This is a genomic window from Rothia sp. HMSC058E10 (genome assembly GCF_001809415.1).
Lineage (GTDB): Bacteria > Actinomycetota > Actinomycetes > Actinomycetales > Micrococcaceae > Rothia > Rothia dentocariosa.
The window spans coordinates 101,603-119,532 of sequence record NZ_KV797627.1; the positions used below are offsets into that span (position 1 = coordinate 101,603).

Annotated in this window: 18 protein-coding genes; 9 read left to right on the forward strand and 9 right to left on the reverse strand. The window is 56.7% G+C overall.

The features are described from left to right. Positions 1-160: 160 nt before the first annotated feature. Positions 161-1,291, forward strand: coding sequence for a 23S rRNA (uracil(747)-C(5))-methyltransferase RlmC (rlmC, locus tag HMPREF2609_RS05170; RefSeq protein ID WP_070535368.1), 1,131 nt, complete (start codon positions 161-163; stop codon positions 1,289-1,291). A gap of 175 nt (positions 1,292-1,466) precedes the next feature. On the opposite strand, the gene HMPREF2609_RS05175 is transcribed toward rlmC, so the two are convergent. Beyond that, complete coding sequence (locus tag HMPREF2609_RS05175) at positions 1,467-2,828, reverse strand: MFS transporter (RefSeq protein ID WP_246825580.1); 1,362 nt, start codon at positions 2,826-2,828, stop codon at positions 1,467-1,469. Between the two features lie 318 nt (positions 2,829-3,146). On the opposite strand from HMPREF2609_RS05175, the gene HMPREF2609_RS05180 reads away from it, so the two are divergent. Both HMPREF2609_RS05180 and HMPREF2609_RS05185 read left to right on the forward strand, forming a co-directional pair. Beyond that, positions 3,147-3,560, forward strand: coding sequence for a cupin domain-containing protein (locus tag HMPREF2609_RS05180; protein ID WP_070535372.1), 414 nt, complete (start codon positions 3,147-3,149; stop codon positions 3,558-3,560). Positions 3,561-3,569: 9 nt separating this feature from the next. Further along, positions 3,570-5,678: a lipase family protein gene (locus HMPREF2609_RS05185; protein WP_070535374.1), complete on the forward strand. Its 2,109-nt coding sequence runs from the start codon at positions 3,570-3,572 to the stop codon at positions 5,676-5,678. Here the strand turns inward: HMPREF2609_RS05185 and HMPREF2609_RS10915 are convergent. From HMPREF2609_RS10915 to HMPREF2609_RS05195, 3 genes are all read right to left on the reverse strand, one after another. Next, complete coding sequence (locus HMPREF2609_RS10915; RefSeq protein ID WP_168162153.1) at positions 5,669-5,815, reverse strand: hypothetical protein; 147 nt, start codon at positions 5,813-5,815, stop codon at positions 5,669-5,671. The genes HMPREF2609_RS05185 and HMPREF2609_RS10915 overlap by 10 nt on opposite strands. A gap of 90 nt (positions 5,816-5,905) precedes the next feature. After that, positions 5,906-6,436 carry a mycothiol transferase gene (locus tag HMPREF2609_RS05190; RefSeq protein WP_070535376.1) on the reverse strand — a complete coding sequence of 177 codons (531 nt, stop codon included), beginning with the start codon at positions 6,434-6,436 and terminating at the stop codon, positions 5,906-5,908. Positions 6,437-6,638: 202 nt separating this feature from the next. Next, the gene (locus HMPREF2609_RS05195) at positions 6,639-6,986 is read right to left on the reverse strand and encodes a winged helix-turn-helix transcriptional regulator (RefSeq protein ID WP_070535377.1); all 348 of its coding nucleotides are present in this window, start codon (positions 6,984-6,986) and stop codon (positions 6,639-6,641) included. A gap of 112 nt (positions 6,987-7,098) precedes the next feature. Here HMPREF2609_RS05195 and HMPREF2609_RS05200 point away from each other — a divergent pair, with 112 nt between their 5' ends. The 5 genes from HMPREF2609_RS05200 to HMPREF2609_RS05220 all read left to right on the forward strand — a co-directional run bounded on the left by HMPREF2609_RS05200 (position 7,099) and on the right by HMPREF2609_RS05220 (position 12,205). Continuing rightward, positions 7,099-7,728 carry an NAD(P)-dependent oxidoreductase gene (locus HMPREF2609_RS05200; RefSeq protein WP_070535379.1) on the forward strand — a complete coding sequence of 210 codons (630 nt, stop codon included), beginning with the start codon at positions 7,099-7,101 and terminating at the stop codon, positions 7,726-7,728. A gap of 245 nt (positions 7,729-7,973) precedes the next feature. Then, positions 7,974-9,380 carry an FAD-dependent oxidoreductase gene (locus HMPREF2609_RS05205; RefSeq protein WP_070535381.1) on the forward strand — a complete coding sequence of 469 codons (1,407 nt, stop codon included), beginning with the start codon at positions 7,974-7,976 and terminating at the stop codon, positions 9,378-9,380. A 210-nt stretch (positions 9,381-9,590) separates the two neighbouring features. Continuing rightward, positions 9,591-10,289, forward strand: a complete 699-nt coding sequence (locus HMPREF2609_RS05210; RefSeq protein WP_070535383.1) for an isochorismatase family protein — start codon at positions 9,591-9,593, stop codon at positions 10,287-10,289. Next, positions 10,286-11,053, forward strand: a complete 768-nt coding sequence (locus HMPREF2609_RS05215) for an SDR family oxidoreductase (protein WP_070535385.1) — start codon at positions 10,286-10,288, stop codon at positions 11,051-11,053. Before HMPREF2609_RS05210 ends, HMPREF2609_RS05215 begins: the two co-directional genes overlap by 4 nt. Before the next feature lie 21 nt (positions 11,054-11,074). Then, positions 11,075-12,205: an isochorismate synthase gene (locus tag HMPREF2609_RS05220; protein WP_070535387.1), complete on the forward strand. Its 1,131-nt coding sequence runs from the start codon at positions 11,075-11,077 to the stop codon at positions 12,203-12,205. Here the strand turns inward: HMPREF2609_RS05220 and HMPREF2609_RS05225 are convergent. Next, positions 12,168-13,226, reverse strand: a complete 1,059-nt coding sequence (locus HMPREF2609_RS05225) for a 4'-phosphopantetheinyl transferase family protein (RefSeq protein ID WP_070535389.1) — start codon at positions 13,224-13,226, stop codon at positions 12,168-12,170. The two genes, HMPREF2609_RS05220 and HMPREF2609_RS05225, sit on opposite strands and share 38 nt — an antisense overlap. Positions 13,227-13,340: 114 nt before the next feature. Here HMPREF2609_RS05225 and HMPREF2609_RS05230 point away from each other — a divergent pair, with 114 nt between their 5' ends. After that, positions 13,341-14,663: an RNase H family protein gene (locus HMPREF2609_RS05230; RefSeq protein ID WP_070535391.1), complete on the forward strand. Its 1,323-nt coding sequence runs from the start codon at positions 13,341-13,343 to the stop codon at positions 14,661-14,663. Between the two features lie 176 nt (positions 14,664-14,839). Here HMPREF2609_RS05230 and HMPREF2609_RS05235 read toward each other — a convergent pair whose 3' ends face one another. The 4 genes from HMPREF2609_RS05235 to HMPREF2609_RS05250 form a co-directional block, all read right to left on the reverse strand. Next, positions 14,840-15,130 carry a WXG100 family type VII secretion target gene (locus HMPREF2609_RS05235; RefSeq protein WP_070535393.1) on the reverse strand — a complete coding sequence of 97 codons (291 nt, stop codon included), beginning with the start codon at positions 15,128-15,130 and terminating at the stop codon, positions 14,840-14,842. Between the two features lie 271 nt (positions 15,131-15,401). Continuing rightward, entirely contained in the window at positions 15,402-16,892 is a 1,491-nt protein-coding gene (locus tag HMPREF2609_RS05240; RefSeq protein ID WP_048754133.1) for a sensor histidine kinase, read from the reverse strand. 6 nt (positions 16,893-16,898) lie between these two features. After that, a complete protein-coding gene (locus HMPREF2609_RS05245; RefSeq protein ID WP_013397834.1) occupies positions 16,899-17,603 on the reverse strand; it encodes a response regulator transcription factor in 705 nt (234 codons plus the stop codon). Between the two features lie 60 nt (positions 17,604-17,663). Continuing rightward, a complete protein-coding gene (locus HMPREF2609_RS05250; protein WP_013397833.1) occupies positions 17,664-17,930 on the reverse strand; it encodes a hypothetical protein in 267 nt (88 codons plus the stop codon).

Here is a 17,930-nt window from a genome sequence, read left to right on the forward strand (position 1 = left end):
GAGCCTTTATGTGAATAAAGCGTAGTTTTCGCCGTTTTATTCACATAAAGGCTCTTTTTTCGATGGGGCAGGGGCGAAGGAGCACACCTGGCGGCGCGCCAGCAGTGCCACCCGGCGGGTTACTCGTGCTCGCCTATCCACGGGGTAGAATGGTGGGGCTATGGAATGCGCCTATTACCGTGAGAGTCTTTGCCGCTCCTGCACCAACATCGAAACCCCGTACCCCGCCCAGCTTGCGGCGAAACAGACCGATGCGCGCAGGCTTCTGGCGGCGTACCCTCACCTGACTTGGCTGGAACCTGTCGCCAGCGACGAGGCGCATTTTCGGAATAAAGCGAAGCTGGTGGTGGGCGGTTCGGCGCAGAACCCGTCCCTGGGCATCGTGGATTATCGTTCGGGGCGTGCCACCGATTTAAGCGAATGCCCGCTCTATATTGAGCCGATTGAGCGCGCTATTCCGGTGCTGCATGAGCTCATTCAGCGTGCCGATTTGACCCCGTATGACATTCCGGCCCGGCGCGGTGAGCTCAAGAATATTCTGGTGACCGCATCCGAGACGGGTGAGCTGATGGTGCGGTTTGTGCTCCGCTCGAAGAAGCTGCTGGTGCCTATTCGCCGCCAGCTGGGGTGGCTGCAGGAGCGTCTGCCGAAGTTGGCGGTGCTGTCGGTGAATCTGCTGCGCGAGCATGTGGCGCTGATTGAGGGCGATGAAGAGATTATTCTGACCGATCGGCAAACCCTGCCGATGCGCGTGAACGGCATGAGTTTGCACCTGCGACCGCAGAGTTTCTTTCAGACGAACACGCAGATTGCGCAGGCAATGTATGCGCAGGGTCGCGAGTGGGTGGGGCAGGTTCAGCCGCGCACGCTCTGGGATTTGTATTGCGGTGTGGGCGGTTTTACCCTGCACGCGGCGCAGGTGATGCACGGTGAGGTCACCGGGATCGAGATCAGTGCGGAGGCGATTCGCAGCGCCCAGCGCACCGTCGCCGAGCAGAGGCTTGAGGGCGTGAAATTTGCTGCGGGGGATGCGACCGAGTTCGCCGTGAACGCCCGCGAAACCCCCGAGATGCTGGTGGTGAACCCGCCCCGGCGAGGTATTGGTGAGAGGCTGTGCACCTGGGTTGAGGGCTCCGGGATTGAGCACGTGATTTATTCGAGCTGCAACGCGAAAACCCTTGCCGCTGACCTGGCGCGCATGCCTTCTTACAAGCCGATCGCCGCGCGCGTGCTCGATATGTTCCCGCATACGAACCACTATGAGGTCATGGTGTTGCTCAGGCGCGGGTAGGCTTCCCGAGCATATACATAACCCAACCCTAGGGCGCGAGCAGATAGTATTTCGGCGAGAAGATAGCGGTTTGTTATCTTCTCGCCGAAATACTATCTGCTCGCGGTGCTGTCGGGGCAGTCCGCAGCGTGGTGGGTGCGAGGCGATAATGCGCCAAAGCGATGCGCAGAGCAAATCATGCACCCGCGCGGCTCTTTGTCTCATCCCGCGTTTCCTGCACCCGAATGGCTCGTGCGGTCGGGCCGAGAATGAACGTGAATACGGTGGCGATAACGAAGAGTGACCCTCCGGCAACGATGGTGTTGATTGCACCGAACGCTGGCACCGCCCATCCGGTGATGAGGTACCCGATCATACCCGCTAGGGAGAAAACCACACCCATGAAGCTGTAGACGCGCCCGCGCATGTGTTCGTCGATAGCGTCTGCGAAGAGGACTTGCCCGAGCACTTCTTCGGGTCCGTAGAACATGCCCCAGATGAACCAGAGCACGAGTACCGCCCACAGTGCAGGGTGCAGTCCCATGCTCAGGCAGACGGCACCGTAGCCGAGTCCTGAGATGCACATCCACCCGCGTTTGGTCATACGCACCCGCCCGGTGCCTGTGCCGACGCCGAGTTTGGCTGAAAGCCAGGAGCTGATGACGCATCCGGCAGCGTATACGGAAGTTGCGATTCCGAAGGCGGTGTAGGCGTGTCCGAGATCGCGGGTGAGGTATTCGAGCATGGGCAGGGTGGTGATGGGTACGGCGGCGATGGAGAGGAACCAGAAGGTGAGCATGCCGCGCACGATGGGGTTGTGTGCGGTGTAGGCGGCGCCTTCGCGCAGGAGTCTGCCGGTGTGGTGTTCCTGCACGGTGGCGGTGCGTTCGGCGTAGGTGAGGTCGTAGTTGCGTATGGTGGCGACGGTGAGGGCAGCGAGCAGGTTGAGGGTTCCTGCGAATCCGACTGCGAGGGCTGGGGTGGTGAAGGATGCGACGGCGGCTGCGATGGTGGGGCCGAGGGTTTGGGCGAGGAAGATGAGGCTGCCGCGGCGTGCCATGTATTTTTGGTAGTCGTCGCCGAGTAGGGAGGGCATGGCGGCGGAGGCTGCGGGGGATGAGAAGGTGCCGAAGGTTGAGACGAGAAATGCGATGGTGAGGAAGGCGGGTAGTCCTGCGGCGGCGTAGAGGGCTGGGGATGCGATGAGTAGGGCGGCGCTGGCGAGCCTGAAGCTGACGGTGAGGGTTTTGCGGTTGAATTTGTCGGCGATTGTGCCTGCGAAGGGTGCGAAGAGGATGACGGGGACTGCCTCGACGACCATGACGATAGCGGAGTGGGCGAGGTCGCCGGTGGCGCCGTAGGTGAGCAGAGGCATGGCGATAGCTTGGATACTGGACGCAAGAGCATCAGAAACCTGCGCGGTCAGGAGCGTGAGCTGACCGCGTGCGTTCAGCGGCGTTGCTGATGTGGGATTTGCGGGCGAGTCTGGTGTGTTTGTTGGGATGCGCGGCGCAGGTGATTCAGGACGCTCAGGCGAAGGGTCTGTGGTGCGTATCATAATACTGTGGATTCTATCACGGGAAGAACGCTGTAACCGAGGCGAAACAAGACACAAGACGCGCGAGCAGATAACAGTCCGTTATCTTCTCGCCGAAATATTATCTGCTCGCGGTGTTATCGGGGTTGCCCGCAACCTGGCGGAGATGGATGAGGCGGTAGTGCGGTAGCGGCGTGCTGGCGTGTTGCTGTGGGTTTTGCGTCATAAAGCGCCACAAACAAAATTTTTGGGTGTTTCTCTCCGAAAATCCTAGGTTTAAGGAAACATTAAGGGTAATCTAATGCCTGAACGATGTTTCAAGGACAAACGGAGGAATCCATGAGTCAATACGAGACTGAAGTGACCGAGGGTGTGTTCCCGCTCGGCGGTGTGAACGATGCACTCGCCCAGTATTTCAGCGGCACCAGCTACATGAATACGCTGGTGAATGATCCGGATGTGTCTGTTACCGTGGCGAATGTGAGCTTCGAGCCGGGTGTTCGTAATAACTGGCATAAGCATAATGGCGGGTTCCAGATCATCCTAGCGACGGCGGGGGAGGGCTGGTACCAGGAAGAAGGCAAGCCACCTGTCAAACTCCGCGCTGGAGATGTGGCGGTCGCCAAAGACGGCGTGAAACACTGGCATGGCGCTACGGCAGACTCGTGGTTCTCCCACCTTGTTATCACGGCAGGTACGGCAGAATGGCTGGAGCCTGTAGAAGACACTGTATATACGGAAATACATAAGTAGGAGCAAAAAATGGGAAATCGTAAGAAGACTAGGAATAAGAAATTGTCCCGGAAACTAGGTAATGACCAAGGGATATTGGTTATCCATGGGGTTGGTAACCAAAAAGAAGGAAAGACCTTACAAAAATTTGGTGGATCCTTAAGGGATAGAGCTTTACGGTATCCTGGAAGTGATCTTTTATACGGAACAGACGAAGAAATTCGCTCAGGAGCTAAAAAGGAAATTAAGGTATCTTTAGGAAGCGAGTCTAAATATGATAACCTATATATCCGTGAAGTTCATTGGGCAAAAAATTATGGAAAAAAATTAAAGAATAAAACTCTATGGGTTTTATTTCGGATGCATCTAATTGCACTTTTATTATTTTTTGATATCCGTGATGAAAAATTTATAAAAAACCCATTAAGTAATAAATCTATACTGGGTATGGTGTATAGGTTTTATGCACGATTCTTAATATTAGTGACTCTAGTAGTTTTTACCTTTAGTATTTTTCGATGTCTGTTTACGATAAGCATGCCTCTTGGACTTATCCTAGTTGTAGGATTTATTTTATTTATAGAAAAAAGTAAATGGAACCTGTCTAATGATGTTCGAGTGGCTGTATCTGATGTTCAAGATGCTGCATCTTTGGATAATAATGAAAAGGAAGGAATAATTAAAGAGATCGATAAAGGGGTTAAAAAGTTTCCTCGATCAGTGCGGGATATAACAATAGTTGCACACTCTCAAGGTGGTTACTTGACTCATCAGTATTTAATAGCTAAAAATTATAACCCTCCGAAGAAAATAAAACATTTTGTTGGAGTTGGCAGTGGTTTAGGTGCTATACATATCATTTCCTTGACACAGGGTGTTAAAAACCTATTGGTTTCCTGGTTTATATTTATCGTTATAGCACTTATTTTTCTTTTCCATTTCGCTTTTGTGTGGAGTTTTCTTGAAAACATCTTCATGCACATATATAATTTTATATACAATTTAGGATGGTTTATCTTATCTGGGGATCCCAATTTTGTGGGACGTTTATGGATGATATTTATTGGTTTAGAGGTTTATTTGCTTAGATTAGATCCTGGAAATGTATTTACAGTAATTATATTTAGTTTAATTTTGTTTATTCCTATCGCTAAAATCAAAAAATATTGGTATAAAAATATTGAGAGAATACCTGAAAATATCACGTGGGAAGAATATAGCTCTGCACGAGATATAGTAGGAAGAGTAACTCCTATAATTGCTTGGGGTGTGCCATATCTTACGCCTAAAGTAGTTGGGTTGTTGGGGGGGCCTTTATCGGTTCATACCAAATATTTTAATGATAGTTCTGTCATGCCTTCAGTTTTAATTTCAAGATTGTATGGCGAAGAAGAGGTAGATAAATATGAGAAGATGCAGAAATATTTATATACTTTAACAATTAGGCAGAAATATATGTCTAGTGCATCTGCTGTACTTGCAGCAGTATTGCTGTCATATGGACTTGTATATGATTCAAAGCTGTATGGAAATTCCTATATAGCAGTTATTAGCTGTATATTGGTTATATTGTTTTGGAAGGTATGCTTTCTTTTGTTGATACTTGCAATGAGGGCCTTATCGTGGATTATTGTAAAGGTGTTGGAATATTTTATAGGGTTTAATAAAATATCGATAAATTTTGGGATGTATGGGTTGACAGACAATAAATTTTCATCCTATGTTTCTGGAGATTCTAACTATATAGAGCAGTTCTCTCCTGTTTCCTTTATAATTCGGCGCATTATAGGTGGACTGATCTCTGTAATATCAGCTGTTCTGATAATAACCTCTCATACTTATCTACAAATATTCCGCAATGACTACCCTGGATTAGCTAATGTTTTCTTTATGGGTGTAATTTATTTCTTTGTTGGATTATGTATTATTTTAGGATACTCATTTGAAACGCTAAAAGGTGTATTTGGTGGAATTGTGGGGCTTGCTATACTTTTAGTTACTGTAAGCTCATATCCATACTTTCCGCATATATCGCTACTATATTCCGTAATCTTATTTACAGTTATAGTATACGCGTGGATAGGGTGGTATAAAATTGAAAAGATAAAAAGTGTAAATGTTGGTTCTGGCTACCCGTAGCCCTTTTTCGGGTGCTTAGCCACTACCTCGAGGTGGGTATCAAGTAGTGCCCGCCCCGAGCTGGTGAGTCTGTAGAAGCACACAGGAGCCGCATCCTTAAGCTGAGCGGGGGAGAGGTGCTCCTGAGTAAAACTCATTAACTCAGCCTTTTTCCTGCCGCCTAAGCGCCGCGATCCGCTCGACACTCGCACCGTCATGTCAATCGGCTCCACCCGTACTGATTGCCACTACGCTTCCCCGCCCGAGCCAGCCCCGCCCGCGAGAATACCCGCCGCATACGCCGCCTGCCCCACGTGCTGGGCGGCATCGTCGATCATACTCACCAGCCGCACCCCGCGCGTCACGTGCGGAGTCCACGACGTATCAATCACGTCATCCAAATCAGCCTCGCTCAACCCGGCGATATACTCGCTCAACGCCGCAGCAGTTGCGCTCAGATACTCGACCAGCAGCGCGGCATCCTCCACCACGACGGCGCACGCCTGCTCTGCGGTATGCCCGTAGCCCTCTGTATCGCCCAGTTCGCCCAGGTTGAAGCGGGAATTGAACCCCTGACTATGCCACACCTGCGGTTCACCGCTCAGCTGTGCGAGCTGCACATCCATCTGCCGCCCCGCATGCCACAGCAACCAGGCGATCGAATTCGTGTGCCCACCCGCGTGCGCGTTCAACGCCCCCTCAGGCAGGGTGTTTATAAGGGCTTTCGCCTCAGTTGCGGGTCGGCTTGCGGCTTCGCGCAGAACGTCGCGGGCATCCATAACAGCTCCTTCATACGAGGGTAAAAGTGTTTACCACCAGTCTAGATTCCAAAGGGGCAGAGGCACATCTATTGTGGGGTTTATTTCGCATTCAGCGCCTTAAATAACCTCAGAATGCAAAACAAACCCCAAACTAGAAAGCCGAGGCGCGACAAAGTTAACCGGCGCAATAACGCTCACCGCCGCCGCCGTTCTTTCACAACTAACTCTGCGCGACGGCCTCCTGGTAGTGCTCGCCCCACGCCCACAGCGCATCGAACAGGGTGCGCATGCTCTGCCCCAGCTCGGTCAGCTTATACTCCACGCGCGGCGGCACCTGCTCGTAGACGGTGCGGGTGAGGATTCCGCGAGCCTCAAGCTGGCGCAAATTTTCAGTGAGCACCTTCTGCGAAATATCGCCGAGCGAGCGCTGAAGCTCCTTATACCGCAGGGGCCCGTTGAGCAGATCACGCACAATAAGGGCACCCCAGCGCGTTGAAATAACCTCCAGCGTGATTTCGACGGGGCACTGTGGCAATTCGGCGTTTTGGTAAAGATACTGGTCCGTCACAATAGTTTCCTTGGGGTAACTGGGGCACGTTAAAGTGCCGTCTTCACAGGTGTTTATCGCGTCGGTAGCGTTGAATACGTCCTAAGAATACAACGTTTATCGCGGAGGAAACATGAAAATCGCAGTCATCGGTGCAAACGGTAAATCCGGTACTCTCGTCGTGCGTGAAGCCACCGAACGCGGGCATGAAGTTACCGCTATCATGCGTTCCGAACACCCCACCCCGGCGCAGCACACACTTATCAAGGACGTTTTCGCACTCACTCGCAACGACCTGTCGGGGTTCGATGCGGTGGTAGACGCCTTCGGCGCGTGGACTCCCGAGAATCTGCACCAGCACAAAGAACACCTGATCCACCTTGCGGATGCGCTCAGCGGCACCCAAACCCGTCTGCTCGTTATCGGCAGCGCCGGTAGCCTCTACACCGACTCGACCACGGATCAGCGGCTTGTAGACTCGCCCGCCATGCCCGAAGAATTCAAACCGCTGGCAACCGCGATGGCGCAGGCGTATGATGCGCTGCGCATCCGCGACGATGTTGCCTGGACCTACCTGAGCCCGGCCCTGGTGTTTAATCCTGAGGGTGAGCGCACAGGCGAATACCAGCTGGCAGGCGATGTGCTAACGATGAATGCTGCCGGGCAGAGCGAAATTAGCTATGCGGATTTTGCGGTCGCCGTGATTGACCTTATTGAGTCGGGGGAGCATCAGCGCGAGCGCGTAAGCGTAGTGTCGCGGTAGCTTGTGCCCCCGCTGCTGGGCGTAAAAGAGCCTTGATGTGAATAAAGCGGGATTTCCAACGCTTTATTCACATCAAGGCTCTTTTTAGGCTGCGTAAGATAAGGTAGACGGCCCGCCAGCGTAGCGTCAAAAAACTTAATGTTTTCTTGCAAAAACCAGGAATAAATGCCACACGCTGCCCGTTGAAGTTCACCGGAACACCAGACACAAATTATAAACACCTCAAACTTCACCGGGAGAACACTATGACTACTGCGCGCCTTCACTTCGATATGGTCGTTATCGGCTTCGGCAAGGGCGGCAAAACCCTTGCTGGCGCCTACGCGAAAACCGGCAAGAACGTTGCCCTGATCGAGCAGTCCTCAAACATGTACGGCGGCACCTGCATCAATATCGGGTGCGTGCCCACCAAGGCGCTTGTGCACCGGGCTGACGAATTCCGAGCCAGCGGCGAACACAACGCCGACGCTGCGAACGCCGCCTACGAGAGCGCCGTGATTTTCCGTGACAAACTCACCGGTGCCATGCGCGCGAAGAACCGCGAAATTCTCGAATCGAACGCCACCGCCAAACTCATTGACGGTCACGCACGGTTCCTCTCAGACACCGAGGTCGAGGTCACCGCGGGCGAGGACAAACTGGTCGTCACCGCCGACTGCTTTATCATCAACACCGGCGCCGTGGCGACTATCCCGCCCATCCCGGGCGCCCGCGAATCGAAGCGCGTGCTCACCTCTACCGAGCTGCAGAAGATCACCCCGCGCCCGAAGCGCCTGGGCATTATCGGCGGCGGTCCTATCGGCGTCGAGTTCGCCGGTATTTTCTCCTCCTATGGCACCGAAGTAACCCTGCTTGAAGGCGCTCCCGCGCTTTTCGGGCGTTACGATGACGATGTCGCCCAGGCAGCACGCGAGATTATCGCCGACCAAGGCATTACCGCTCACGCGGGCGTTCGTGTAGAGACCGTTACCGATAACGCCGACTCCGTGACCGTGAACTACCTGGACTCTGAGGGCGCCTCCAAGAACCTTGAGGTGGATTACGTGATGGTCGCAACCGGGCGCAAACCCGCCACCGAGGGGTTGGGGCTTGAGAACACGAGCATCGAAACCACCGAGCATGGCGCAATCGCTGTCGACGAGCACCTGCGCACCACGGCACCTAATATTTTTGCGCTCGGTGACGTCAACGGCGGCCCGCAGTTCACCTACATTTCGCTGGATGACTACCGCGTGGTGCTCTCGCAGCTGCTTGGCGATGGTTCTCGCTCCACGAAGGATCGCCAGGCGGTTGCCGCAACCATCTACATGAACCCGCCGCTCTCGTCCGTCGGCCTGACTGAGCGTGATGCGCTCGCCGCCGGTCACACCATCAAGGTTGCCACCAAGCCTGTCGCTGCTATCGCCGCCATGCCGCGCGCAAAGACCCTGGAGAACCCGCGCGGCATCATGAAGTTCGTGATTGATGCCGAGACTGACCAGATTCTCGGCGCTCAGCTGTTGGTGGTCGAGTCTATGGAGGTTATCAACCTCGTGGCGTTGGCAATGCGCCACAATATTACGGCATCACAGCTACGTGATGAAATTTACACTCACCCGTCGATTACCGAAGGCCTGAATGAGGTTTTGGCGAATGCGGTGCCTGTGAATTAAATTATCCTTGAAATAACAGGAGACTTTGGGGTGCCTGTGAGCTTCCCAACCCGTGCTGTCCACGATACGGCGGCGGGTTGGGAAGCTCATTTAGTTACGGGGTGTCTATATCTGTTAGCTAAGGATGACCTAATATAGTACTTGCAGACAGACAAACGTTCTATTAAGAACCCCCTAAGCTGTTGTAACCCAATGGCAGGAGAAGATCATATGGCGCTACCCAAGATTGCCCCCTATTCGTACCGTGAACAGGAGCATCAAAACCGTGTAAACTGGCGGGTCGATCCCGCGCGTGCCGCGCTTCTCGTGCACGATATGCAGCGCTATTTCGTGCGCGCCTTTGAGCTGGAACGCGACGGACAACCCCTCCCAGACGCTCAAATTAATATTGCCATTGCCAATATTCGCCGCCTACTAGATGCGGCACATGCGGCGAACATCCCGGTCTACTACACCGCCCAACCACCCCGCCAGAATCCCGCCGACAGGCGCCTGCTGACCGACTTCTGGGGCGATGGCCTGCAGGACGACGAAAACGCCCAAATTCTCGACGAAATCGCCCCCACCGAAGCCGATGCCGTGCTCACTAAATGGCGCTACTCCGCCTTCGTGCGTTCCCCGCTCGAAGAGCAGCTCAAAGACCTCGGGCGCGATCAGCTCATCATCGGCGGCATATACGCACATATCGGCTGCCTGACCACCGCCCTTGAAGCGTTCATGCGCGATATTCAGCCCTTCATGGTGGCGGATGCGCTCGCCGACTTCACAGCGGAAGAGCATCGCATGGCCTGCGAATACGCCTCGGGTCGATGCGCCCGCGTGCTTAACACCGCCGAGGCGCTGAAGCACATCAACGCCGGTGCCCTCGTCACAGCAGATGAACCGGAACTCCTAAAGGTATGCGCATGAGCTGGGTTATCGTGACCGGCGCAAACGGCGGAATCGGCGTGGCAACCGTGCACGAACTCATCAAGAATAACTATTCGGTGTATGCCGCCGATCTGGCGGAAAAACCGCACGAATCATTCGCCGCCTACGGCGACGCCATCTTCCGCTACCGCTCCGTCAACGTGAGCGACGAAGAATCGGTGCGGGCGCTCGCACGTGCCGCCGCTGAAGTGGATGAACCTATCCAAGGCGCCGTCTTGGCGGCGGGAATCGTGCACAGCAAACCGCTCTTAGACACCTCTTTTGAAGATTGGAAACGGCTGCATGCGGTCAATGCTGACGGCGTTTTCCTGTGCCTGCGTGAGTTCGCGCGCGTTATGATTGAGCAGGTGCAGACATCGCCCGAGAATACGCGTTCGCTGGTGACGGTCGCCTCCAACGCCGCCCGCGTGCCCCGCGCCGAGTTTGGTGCTTACGGTGCCTCGAAAGCCTCAGCGGTGCGCGTATCGTCAAGCTTTGGGCTGCAGCTGGCGCGCCACGGCATTCGCGTGAACACGGTCTGCCCCGGCACCACCCGCACCCCGATGGTGACCGACGCCTGGAATGGCGAAGACCTCAGCGCCCTATCCGTGGCGGGCAGCCCTGAGACCTTCCGCTTGGGAATTCCGCTCGGGCGCATCGCCGAACCCGCCGATATTGCGGCGGTGAATGCCTTCCTCATCAGCGATGCCTCACGGCATATCACCATGCAAAATATTGTTGCCGATGGCGGCGCAACCTTCTAACAGACCCGAAAGGCGTTATCAGTGAGCAATAATCTTCCTGATTTTATGTTTGCCACCGGAACCCGCGTGATGCGTACCGCCGGTTCCCTGCGCCAGGTCACCCTTGAGGATGCGCGCGCCGCCGCCGAATCCGCCGGTACCGCTGTGGTCGGTCTGATTCCTTTCGATCCGAACGCACCCGCGCATCTCTTTGTGCCCGCACGCCTGCAGATCGACGACATTCCGGTGCCCGAGCATGAGGTTACACTCGCCGAACCAACGCAGATTGAGGGCCGCGAAAACCCCGGGTATCGGCAGGCGGTGGCGACCGCCGTTGAGCGTATGAAGGCGCATCAGCTGGATAAGGTCGTGCTTTCCCGCCTGCTGCGCGCCGATTATGCGCCGGGCGCCCTCGACCTTGCCGGGGTGTATAACAACCTGCGCGCCCAGCAGCCCAACACGTTTGTTTTTAGCGTTAAGCTGCCGCAGGGTCACCGCGGGTTGGAGCATCCATATCTGATGGGTGCCTCGCCGGAGCTGATTTTCAGCACGGAACCCGATACCGGGGAGGGCAGCGCCTTCAAAACGCACCCGTTGGCGGGCAGTGCGCCGCGCATCGCCGAGCATGGAAGCGCCGAGGATGAGGCTCTTGGGCAGCGGCTTATGGCTTCGCGTAAGGACCGTGGCGAGCATGCGACCGTTATCGCCGATATTCGGGCGCAGCTGGAACCTATGACCCGCCAGCTCACTATTCCGGAGGTGCCTTCGCTTCTGCAGACCCCGCAGCTGTGGCATTTGGGCACCCCCATCTCGGGCGTGCTCAAGCAGGGTATGACCTGCCTGGATGGTGCACGCGCCATTCACCCGACCCCCGCGATTTGCGGTGCCCCCACCGAGGCCGCGCGGCGTATGATCGCCGAACTTGAGCCGTTTAGCCGCGACTATTTCGGCGGGCTCATCGGCTATATGAACGCGGACGGAAGCGGCCAGTGGGCGCTCGTGCTGCGCTGTGCTGAGGTTGATGCGCAAACCGCCATCCTCTACGCGGGCGCGGGCATTGTGGCTGAGTCAGACCCGGTGCTGGAACACACCGAAACCGGCACGAAACTGGGCAGTTTCGGGCGCGCACTGGGCATTAATACGCTGCCGCAGGCGGTTCCAGCAGACGCTTAACATCCAGCGGTGTGGCGACCGAGTGCACATCCACCACGGGAACGGTGTCTTCGGTTGCCACCGCCAGCAGGAACCGTTCGGGATGCGCCGCCCGCCCCGCCGTATCCGCCGTTGGATGCGCTACCGGGCTGAGCGTCAGCACCGACCAGGTGATAAAGAACGAGCGCTCGTCGCCCTCGCGGGCGTTTTCGTCCGATATGTCGCGGGTTTTCGGGGTCTGATGCTTACCGGCTTCCTCACCGCCCGCCGACGTCTCTTCTGCCGACGTATCTGAATCTTTGGGCAGAGTGAGCGTGGCACGCACACTCACTCGCGGACTCACCGAAAGCTCATGCTCGCAGGGGCGATCCTGCCTGCCCGGCGCATCCAGCGGGTTTGCCGGTTCGCACAGGGCGCTGACCATCGCCAAAGTCGCATCGTCACACTCAATCTGCACCGTCTGCGGTGAAACGCTTAGCCCGTGCCCGGTTGCCTTGAGCACCGCCTCCTTCGCGGTCCAGATGGCAACTCCCGCCGCCTGCTGCTGGCCTGGCGGCAGAGACTCATAGGCGGTACGTTCGTCGATGGTGAGCGCAACCCGTGCGAAACCCGGAAAAAGTGAGGCCTGAACCGCCTCAAGATCAATGCCGAGAACCACCTGCTGCTGCGCACAAAAACCGCCCGCCGCCAGCGAGGGAACCTGCGACATATTGAAATTCACGCCCGCAATGCGCGGCTTACCGTGCGGTTTACCGCTCGTGCAGAGCCGACATGACCGATCCACCGTGATCGTGCGTGCGCTCCGCCCCGAAATACCCAGCCGAGGCGCAGCCAAGGCCCGCATGAGGGCTTCAGTCGCCAGGTAACTCACCGAGGCCGACGGGCTGTGTATCGACGCCGCCTTGCGCCGAGCTTCCTCGCCTACATAGTCAAGCCACGTGAACCTTAACCCACCGGTAAAGGTGCGGGTGGGCAGGGTAAATACACTGATATGCGTGCGTGAAACATCCGCATCCCCGGAAGATATAGAGTGGATGGTCATACCCTAAGTCTACCCGCCCGCCGCCTGGAACCTGAGCGACGTGACGAAACCTCTAGCTTCATGAACTGACGCCACACTCTGCGCTTTACGAGTGTGTAAGGTAAAGTCGAGAGCATGCAGAATCAGATTATTGCGGCGGCTGACGGCTCCGCGCTTGGTAATCCCGGGCCTGCCGGATGGGCATGGTACATTGACGAGAACCACTGGGCGGCAGGGGGCTGGGAGCACGGTACCAATAATATGGGCGAGATCAAGGCGGTTCTCGACCTGTTTGAGGCGACCGCCCATCGTGCCGAGAGCAAACTTCTGATCTACTGCGACAGCCAGTACGTGATTAACTCCCTCACCCAGTGGATGCCCGGGTGGAAGAAACGCGGCTGGAAAAAGGCCGACGGTAAACCCGTGCAGAACCGTGACCTGCTCGAAGCGCTCGATGCCGCAAGCACTGGCAGGGACTACGAGATGGTCTGGGTTAAGGGGCATGCTGGGCACGAGCTGAACGAGGCCGCAGACTCCCGTGCGAACGCAGCCGCACAGGCCTTCAAAGAGGGGCGAGAACCCGAAACCGGTCCGGGGTTTCCCGGCTCGCCGCATACAGCAGGTGAACAGAGCGCCCCGAGCACCCAAGCCGCCCAAACTCGTGAAACCGAGAACCATGCTCACGCCCAAGACCCCGATACTCTCGCTGCGGATGCGCACCTGAGCCTCGAAGACTTCACCGAAACCGAGGTGGAACGCGCACGCCAGGGGTTCGACTCCCTGAAACTCAACGGGATTCTCAAGTCTGCATCTGCCATTGCCGCCCCCAATCCGCAGGCGGTGCAGGAGCGGAAAACGAAACTTGCTGAAGCCTCCGCACGTGCCGCAGAGCGCGAGGCGCAGGCGCAGCAGCGAGTGCTCGCCGAGCAGGAACTCGCCGAATCAGAAGCCGAAGAGAACGAAGAATTTGAAGGCGAAGAGTTCGAGGAAACCGAGCAGGAGAGCAACTCTCAGGGAAGCGTCACGGAAAATGCCGTGCCCGAAGAGCCTGCACCCGACCCCACGGGAACCGCTGCATCGGCACCTGCACAATCGGATCATTCCGCCCCGAACCCCGAAGATGCCGTGCACGCCGAACGTGAACTTGAGATGCGCGGCGGGAGCATGAGCGAACCCGAGATTTCTGCGCTGCTGCACGAGCGTCTGGTGTGGGTGACCGCGACCGGTCGATCCGTCAGCCGTGCCGACACCATCGCGTACCGTGCGCGCGCTTTCACCCAGCAGGGCAGCCCCGCCAAACAGGGCGTGCAGGTTGTCGATGATCATAATGTGCTCATCATGGCGGCAGTGCAGACGGCACGCGGGCGGGTCAATCGTTCGAGCCTGTGGCATTACGACACGACGGCAGCCCCGAACGGCTGGCGGCTGCGGTTTAGGCAAGAGACTACCGCGTCCTAAACCCGCAACAGCCGCATTGCCCGAATAAACCGGTGCAGTCCGCGCGGGAACCGACGTCACCAGATCATCTGCGCCTAAGAAAAACCGGGGCTGCCGTGAAGTCCGCTATCAATCCTTCACGGCAGCCCCGCATGTCATCCCATTAAAACTCTGTGCAGATAGTGCGACCCTGGAACCTAGCCCACGAACATCGCAGCGTTCGTGTTTTCAGTCTCCGCATAGTTCACGCCCGCACGGTCAAGAGCCTCGTTAATCTGGGTAATTGACTCTTCCACACGCTTCTGGGTGCCGCGCCAATTATCAAGCACCGCCTGAAAGTTCGTCGATGCCGAACCCGTCCACGAACCCTGCAAATCCTGTAGGGATGCGGTCATCCCGGTAACCTCGGCGCTAATGTTAGCGACCTGAGTTTTCGCTTGAGCTGCCTTCGCCGCAATGGTTTCTGAATCGACGACGAACTGTGCCATGATATTCCTCCTGGGTAGGGTGTAAAGGTTTTTTCGAAAGCTGCCGGTCACGTGAATTCTGCCGTAGAATTCAGTGCCGTACAGCGCTCACCATCTACCCTAGAGAAACGCCTGCCGCGATGCGCCCGCGAACCTTACTGTCTGTGGATAACTGCCCGCGCGGGACATAAAAACCGGTTATCCACAGTCCGAGAGCGTCCTAAAACCGGTATGGGACGCGGTTTCTCAGCTGCGCCAACCGAACTATGACAACTATGTCCCCGCCCAGCGGTTACTGCGAAACACCGTTATCGGTCATTACCGGCGCCGGATAGAACGGCAGGCTAATCACAAAGGTCGCACCGCCTCCGGACGTTTCCTCAATATGCACAGAACCGTCGTGCTGCTCCAAAATCGCCGCCACAATCGACAGCCCCAGCCCGGTGCCGCCGGTCTCACGCGAACGCGAGGTATCGGTGCGGTAGAAACGCTCGAACACGCGCTCGCGGTCTTCACCGTGAATACCCGGGCCGTGATCGCGCACCTCAATAACCGAGAGCGGGTATCCGGGAACATCTTCGCGCACGCCAACCGCGATTTCTAGGGGCGTGCCTGCCGGGGTGTAGCGCATCGCGTTGGTAAGCAGATTGGCGACCACCTGGCGCATCCGTGATTCATCGCCGATCACGGGTGCACTTGTGGGGGCCACATCGTCGGTGAGGCCCACAAGCGAGACTTCACGATCCGGCGACGTTGCGTAGGCGTCGTTGCTGGCATCAACCGCCAGGTGGAACAGATCGAAGGGGGCGAGTTTAGATTCGCGGCGTTCGTCGATGCGCGCCAGCGTGAGCAGATCCTCGACCAGCTGGCCCATGCGCTTCGACTCGGATTCGATGCGCCCCATCGCGGTTGCCACGGCCTCCTCATTGGGCAGGGCACCCTGGCGGTATAGTTCGGAGTACCCGCGAATACTCACCAGCGGGGTGCGCAGCTCGTGCGAGGCATCTCCCACGAACCGGCGCATCTTCGCCTCTGACTTCGCCTGCGCATTAAACGAACTCTCAATCTGCGCGAGCATAGTATTCAGCGAGATTGCCAGGTTGCCGATCTCGTTGCTGGGGTTGTAATCCTCGATGCGCTGCGAGAGATCCCCTGCGGCAATCTTCGCGGCGGTCTGCTCCACGCGCGCCAGCGGCTCGAAGGTGCGGGTCACAATAACCCAGGTCATCGCGATCGCGGCGGCAAGTGTGGCAAGCCCGAACGCGAAGGTCAGCACCCCAACCAGCGCGACCACCTGGTTCGTCTGCTTCAACGGCAGGGCAATCACCATTGAAGAGGCCTGGCCATTGGTTGAAGACTCCAAAGAAATCGGCATAATACGCCAGTCGTTAGAGCCTGTCCGCGAGTTCACGGTCGTGCCGGTTTCGTGGTATTTCTTGACCTTTTCGGAATCCCAGCCGGTAAGAACCGGCTCGTTTTCCGCCTGTTGATCGGCTCCCGCTACCGAGTACAGCACGTTTCCGCGCTGATCAAGTATATAGACCCGGTACGAGCCGACCGCCCCGTCCTGCCGGGTCTGCGAGGTCCCGACGGAGGAAACGAGCGAGGAAGAACTCGCCTTCATCTCTTCGTCGAGCTGATGCACCATTTGGGCGCGCAGCGCCGAAATCGCCACGAGCGAGGTGACCGCGATAGCAAGCGCAATGAGCACCGAGGTCACCACCACCAGCTGAGTTCGCAGCGACAGCGAGTGAGGAAGACGATCAACAGGTTTCAGTGGCACGAGATACTAGCTCCGAGAACCGCGAATCATGTAGCCCACACCGCGTTTGGTGTGAATGAGCGGTTCGTGTCCTTCGCGGTTGTTGTCAATCTTGCGGCGCAGGTACGAAATGTACGACTCCACAATGGAGGAATCTCCGTTGAAGTCGTACTCCCATACGTGGTCGAGAATCTGTGCCTTCGAAAGCACGCGGTTTGCGTTGAGCATCAGGTAGTGCAGCAGGTTGAACTCGGTGGGGGAGAGGTCGATTTCCTCGTCTCCCAGGAAAACCTCATGGGTGTCAATGTTCAGGCTCAGGTCGTCCACGCGCAAAATCGCGTCGTCTTCTTCCTGAGCGTTGCGTGACCGGCGCAGAATAGCGCGGATGCGGGCGATCACCTCATCGAGCGAGAACGGCTTGGTGACGTAGTCGTCACCGCCCGCGCCCAGACCGGCAACCTTATCTTCGGTGGCGTCCTTCGCGGTGAGGAACAGCACCGGGTACGTGCGCCCCGCATCGCGCAGACGGCGAGTGACCTCAAAGCCGTCCATCCCGGGCATCATCACGTCGAGGACGATGAGGTCCGGCTGTTCGTTTTCCGCCTTTTCAATCGCTTCGCGACCGTTACCGGCGGTGACAACCTCAAACCCCGCAAACCGCAGGGATGTAGCCAAAAGCTCTAGAATATTGAACTCGTCATCAACGACGAGCAGTTTAGCTTCTGCAGACATTGTGTACTCTTCTTTCACCAGAAAAATTATCGGAAAATCTTATGTACCGGTATGCGCGTCTTAGCTTGCTCGCCTGCGCAGAACCGCCAGCACAATACTGACCATGAGCGCAAGAAAAGCGACCGGAAGCAGAATCAGCGGAATCTGACTCATGAGCGCTGGCGGATGCGCCCCCGCCCATTTCATGAGGAGCATGACGACGCCGCATATTACGCATACTACGGCTAGAATACCGCCGCCCGCACCTAGCCAGCGAATCGCTCGGGTGTAGGGAAGGGCAGCGGCGGCCTCTACGGGCTCAGAGGAAGATACGCTTTTGCTACTCAT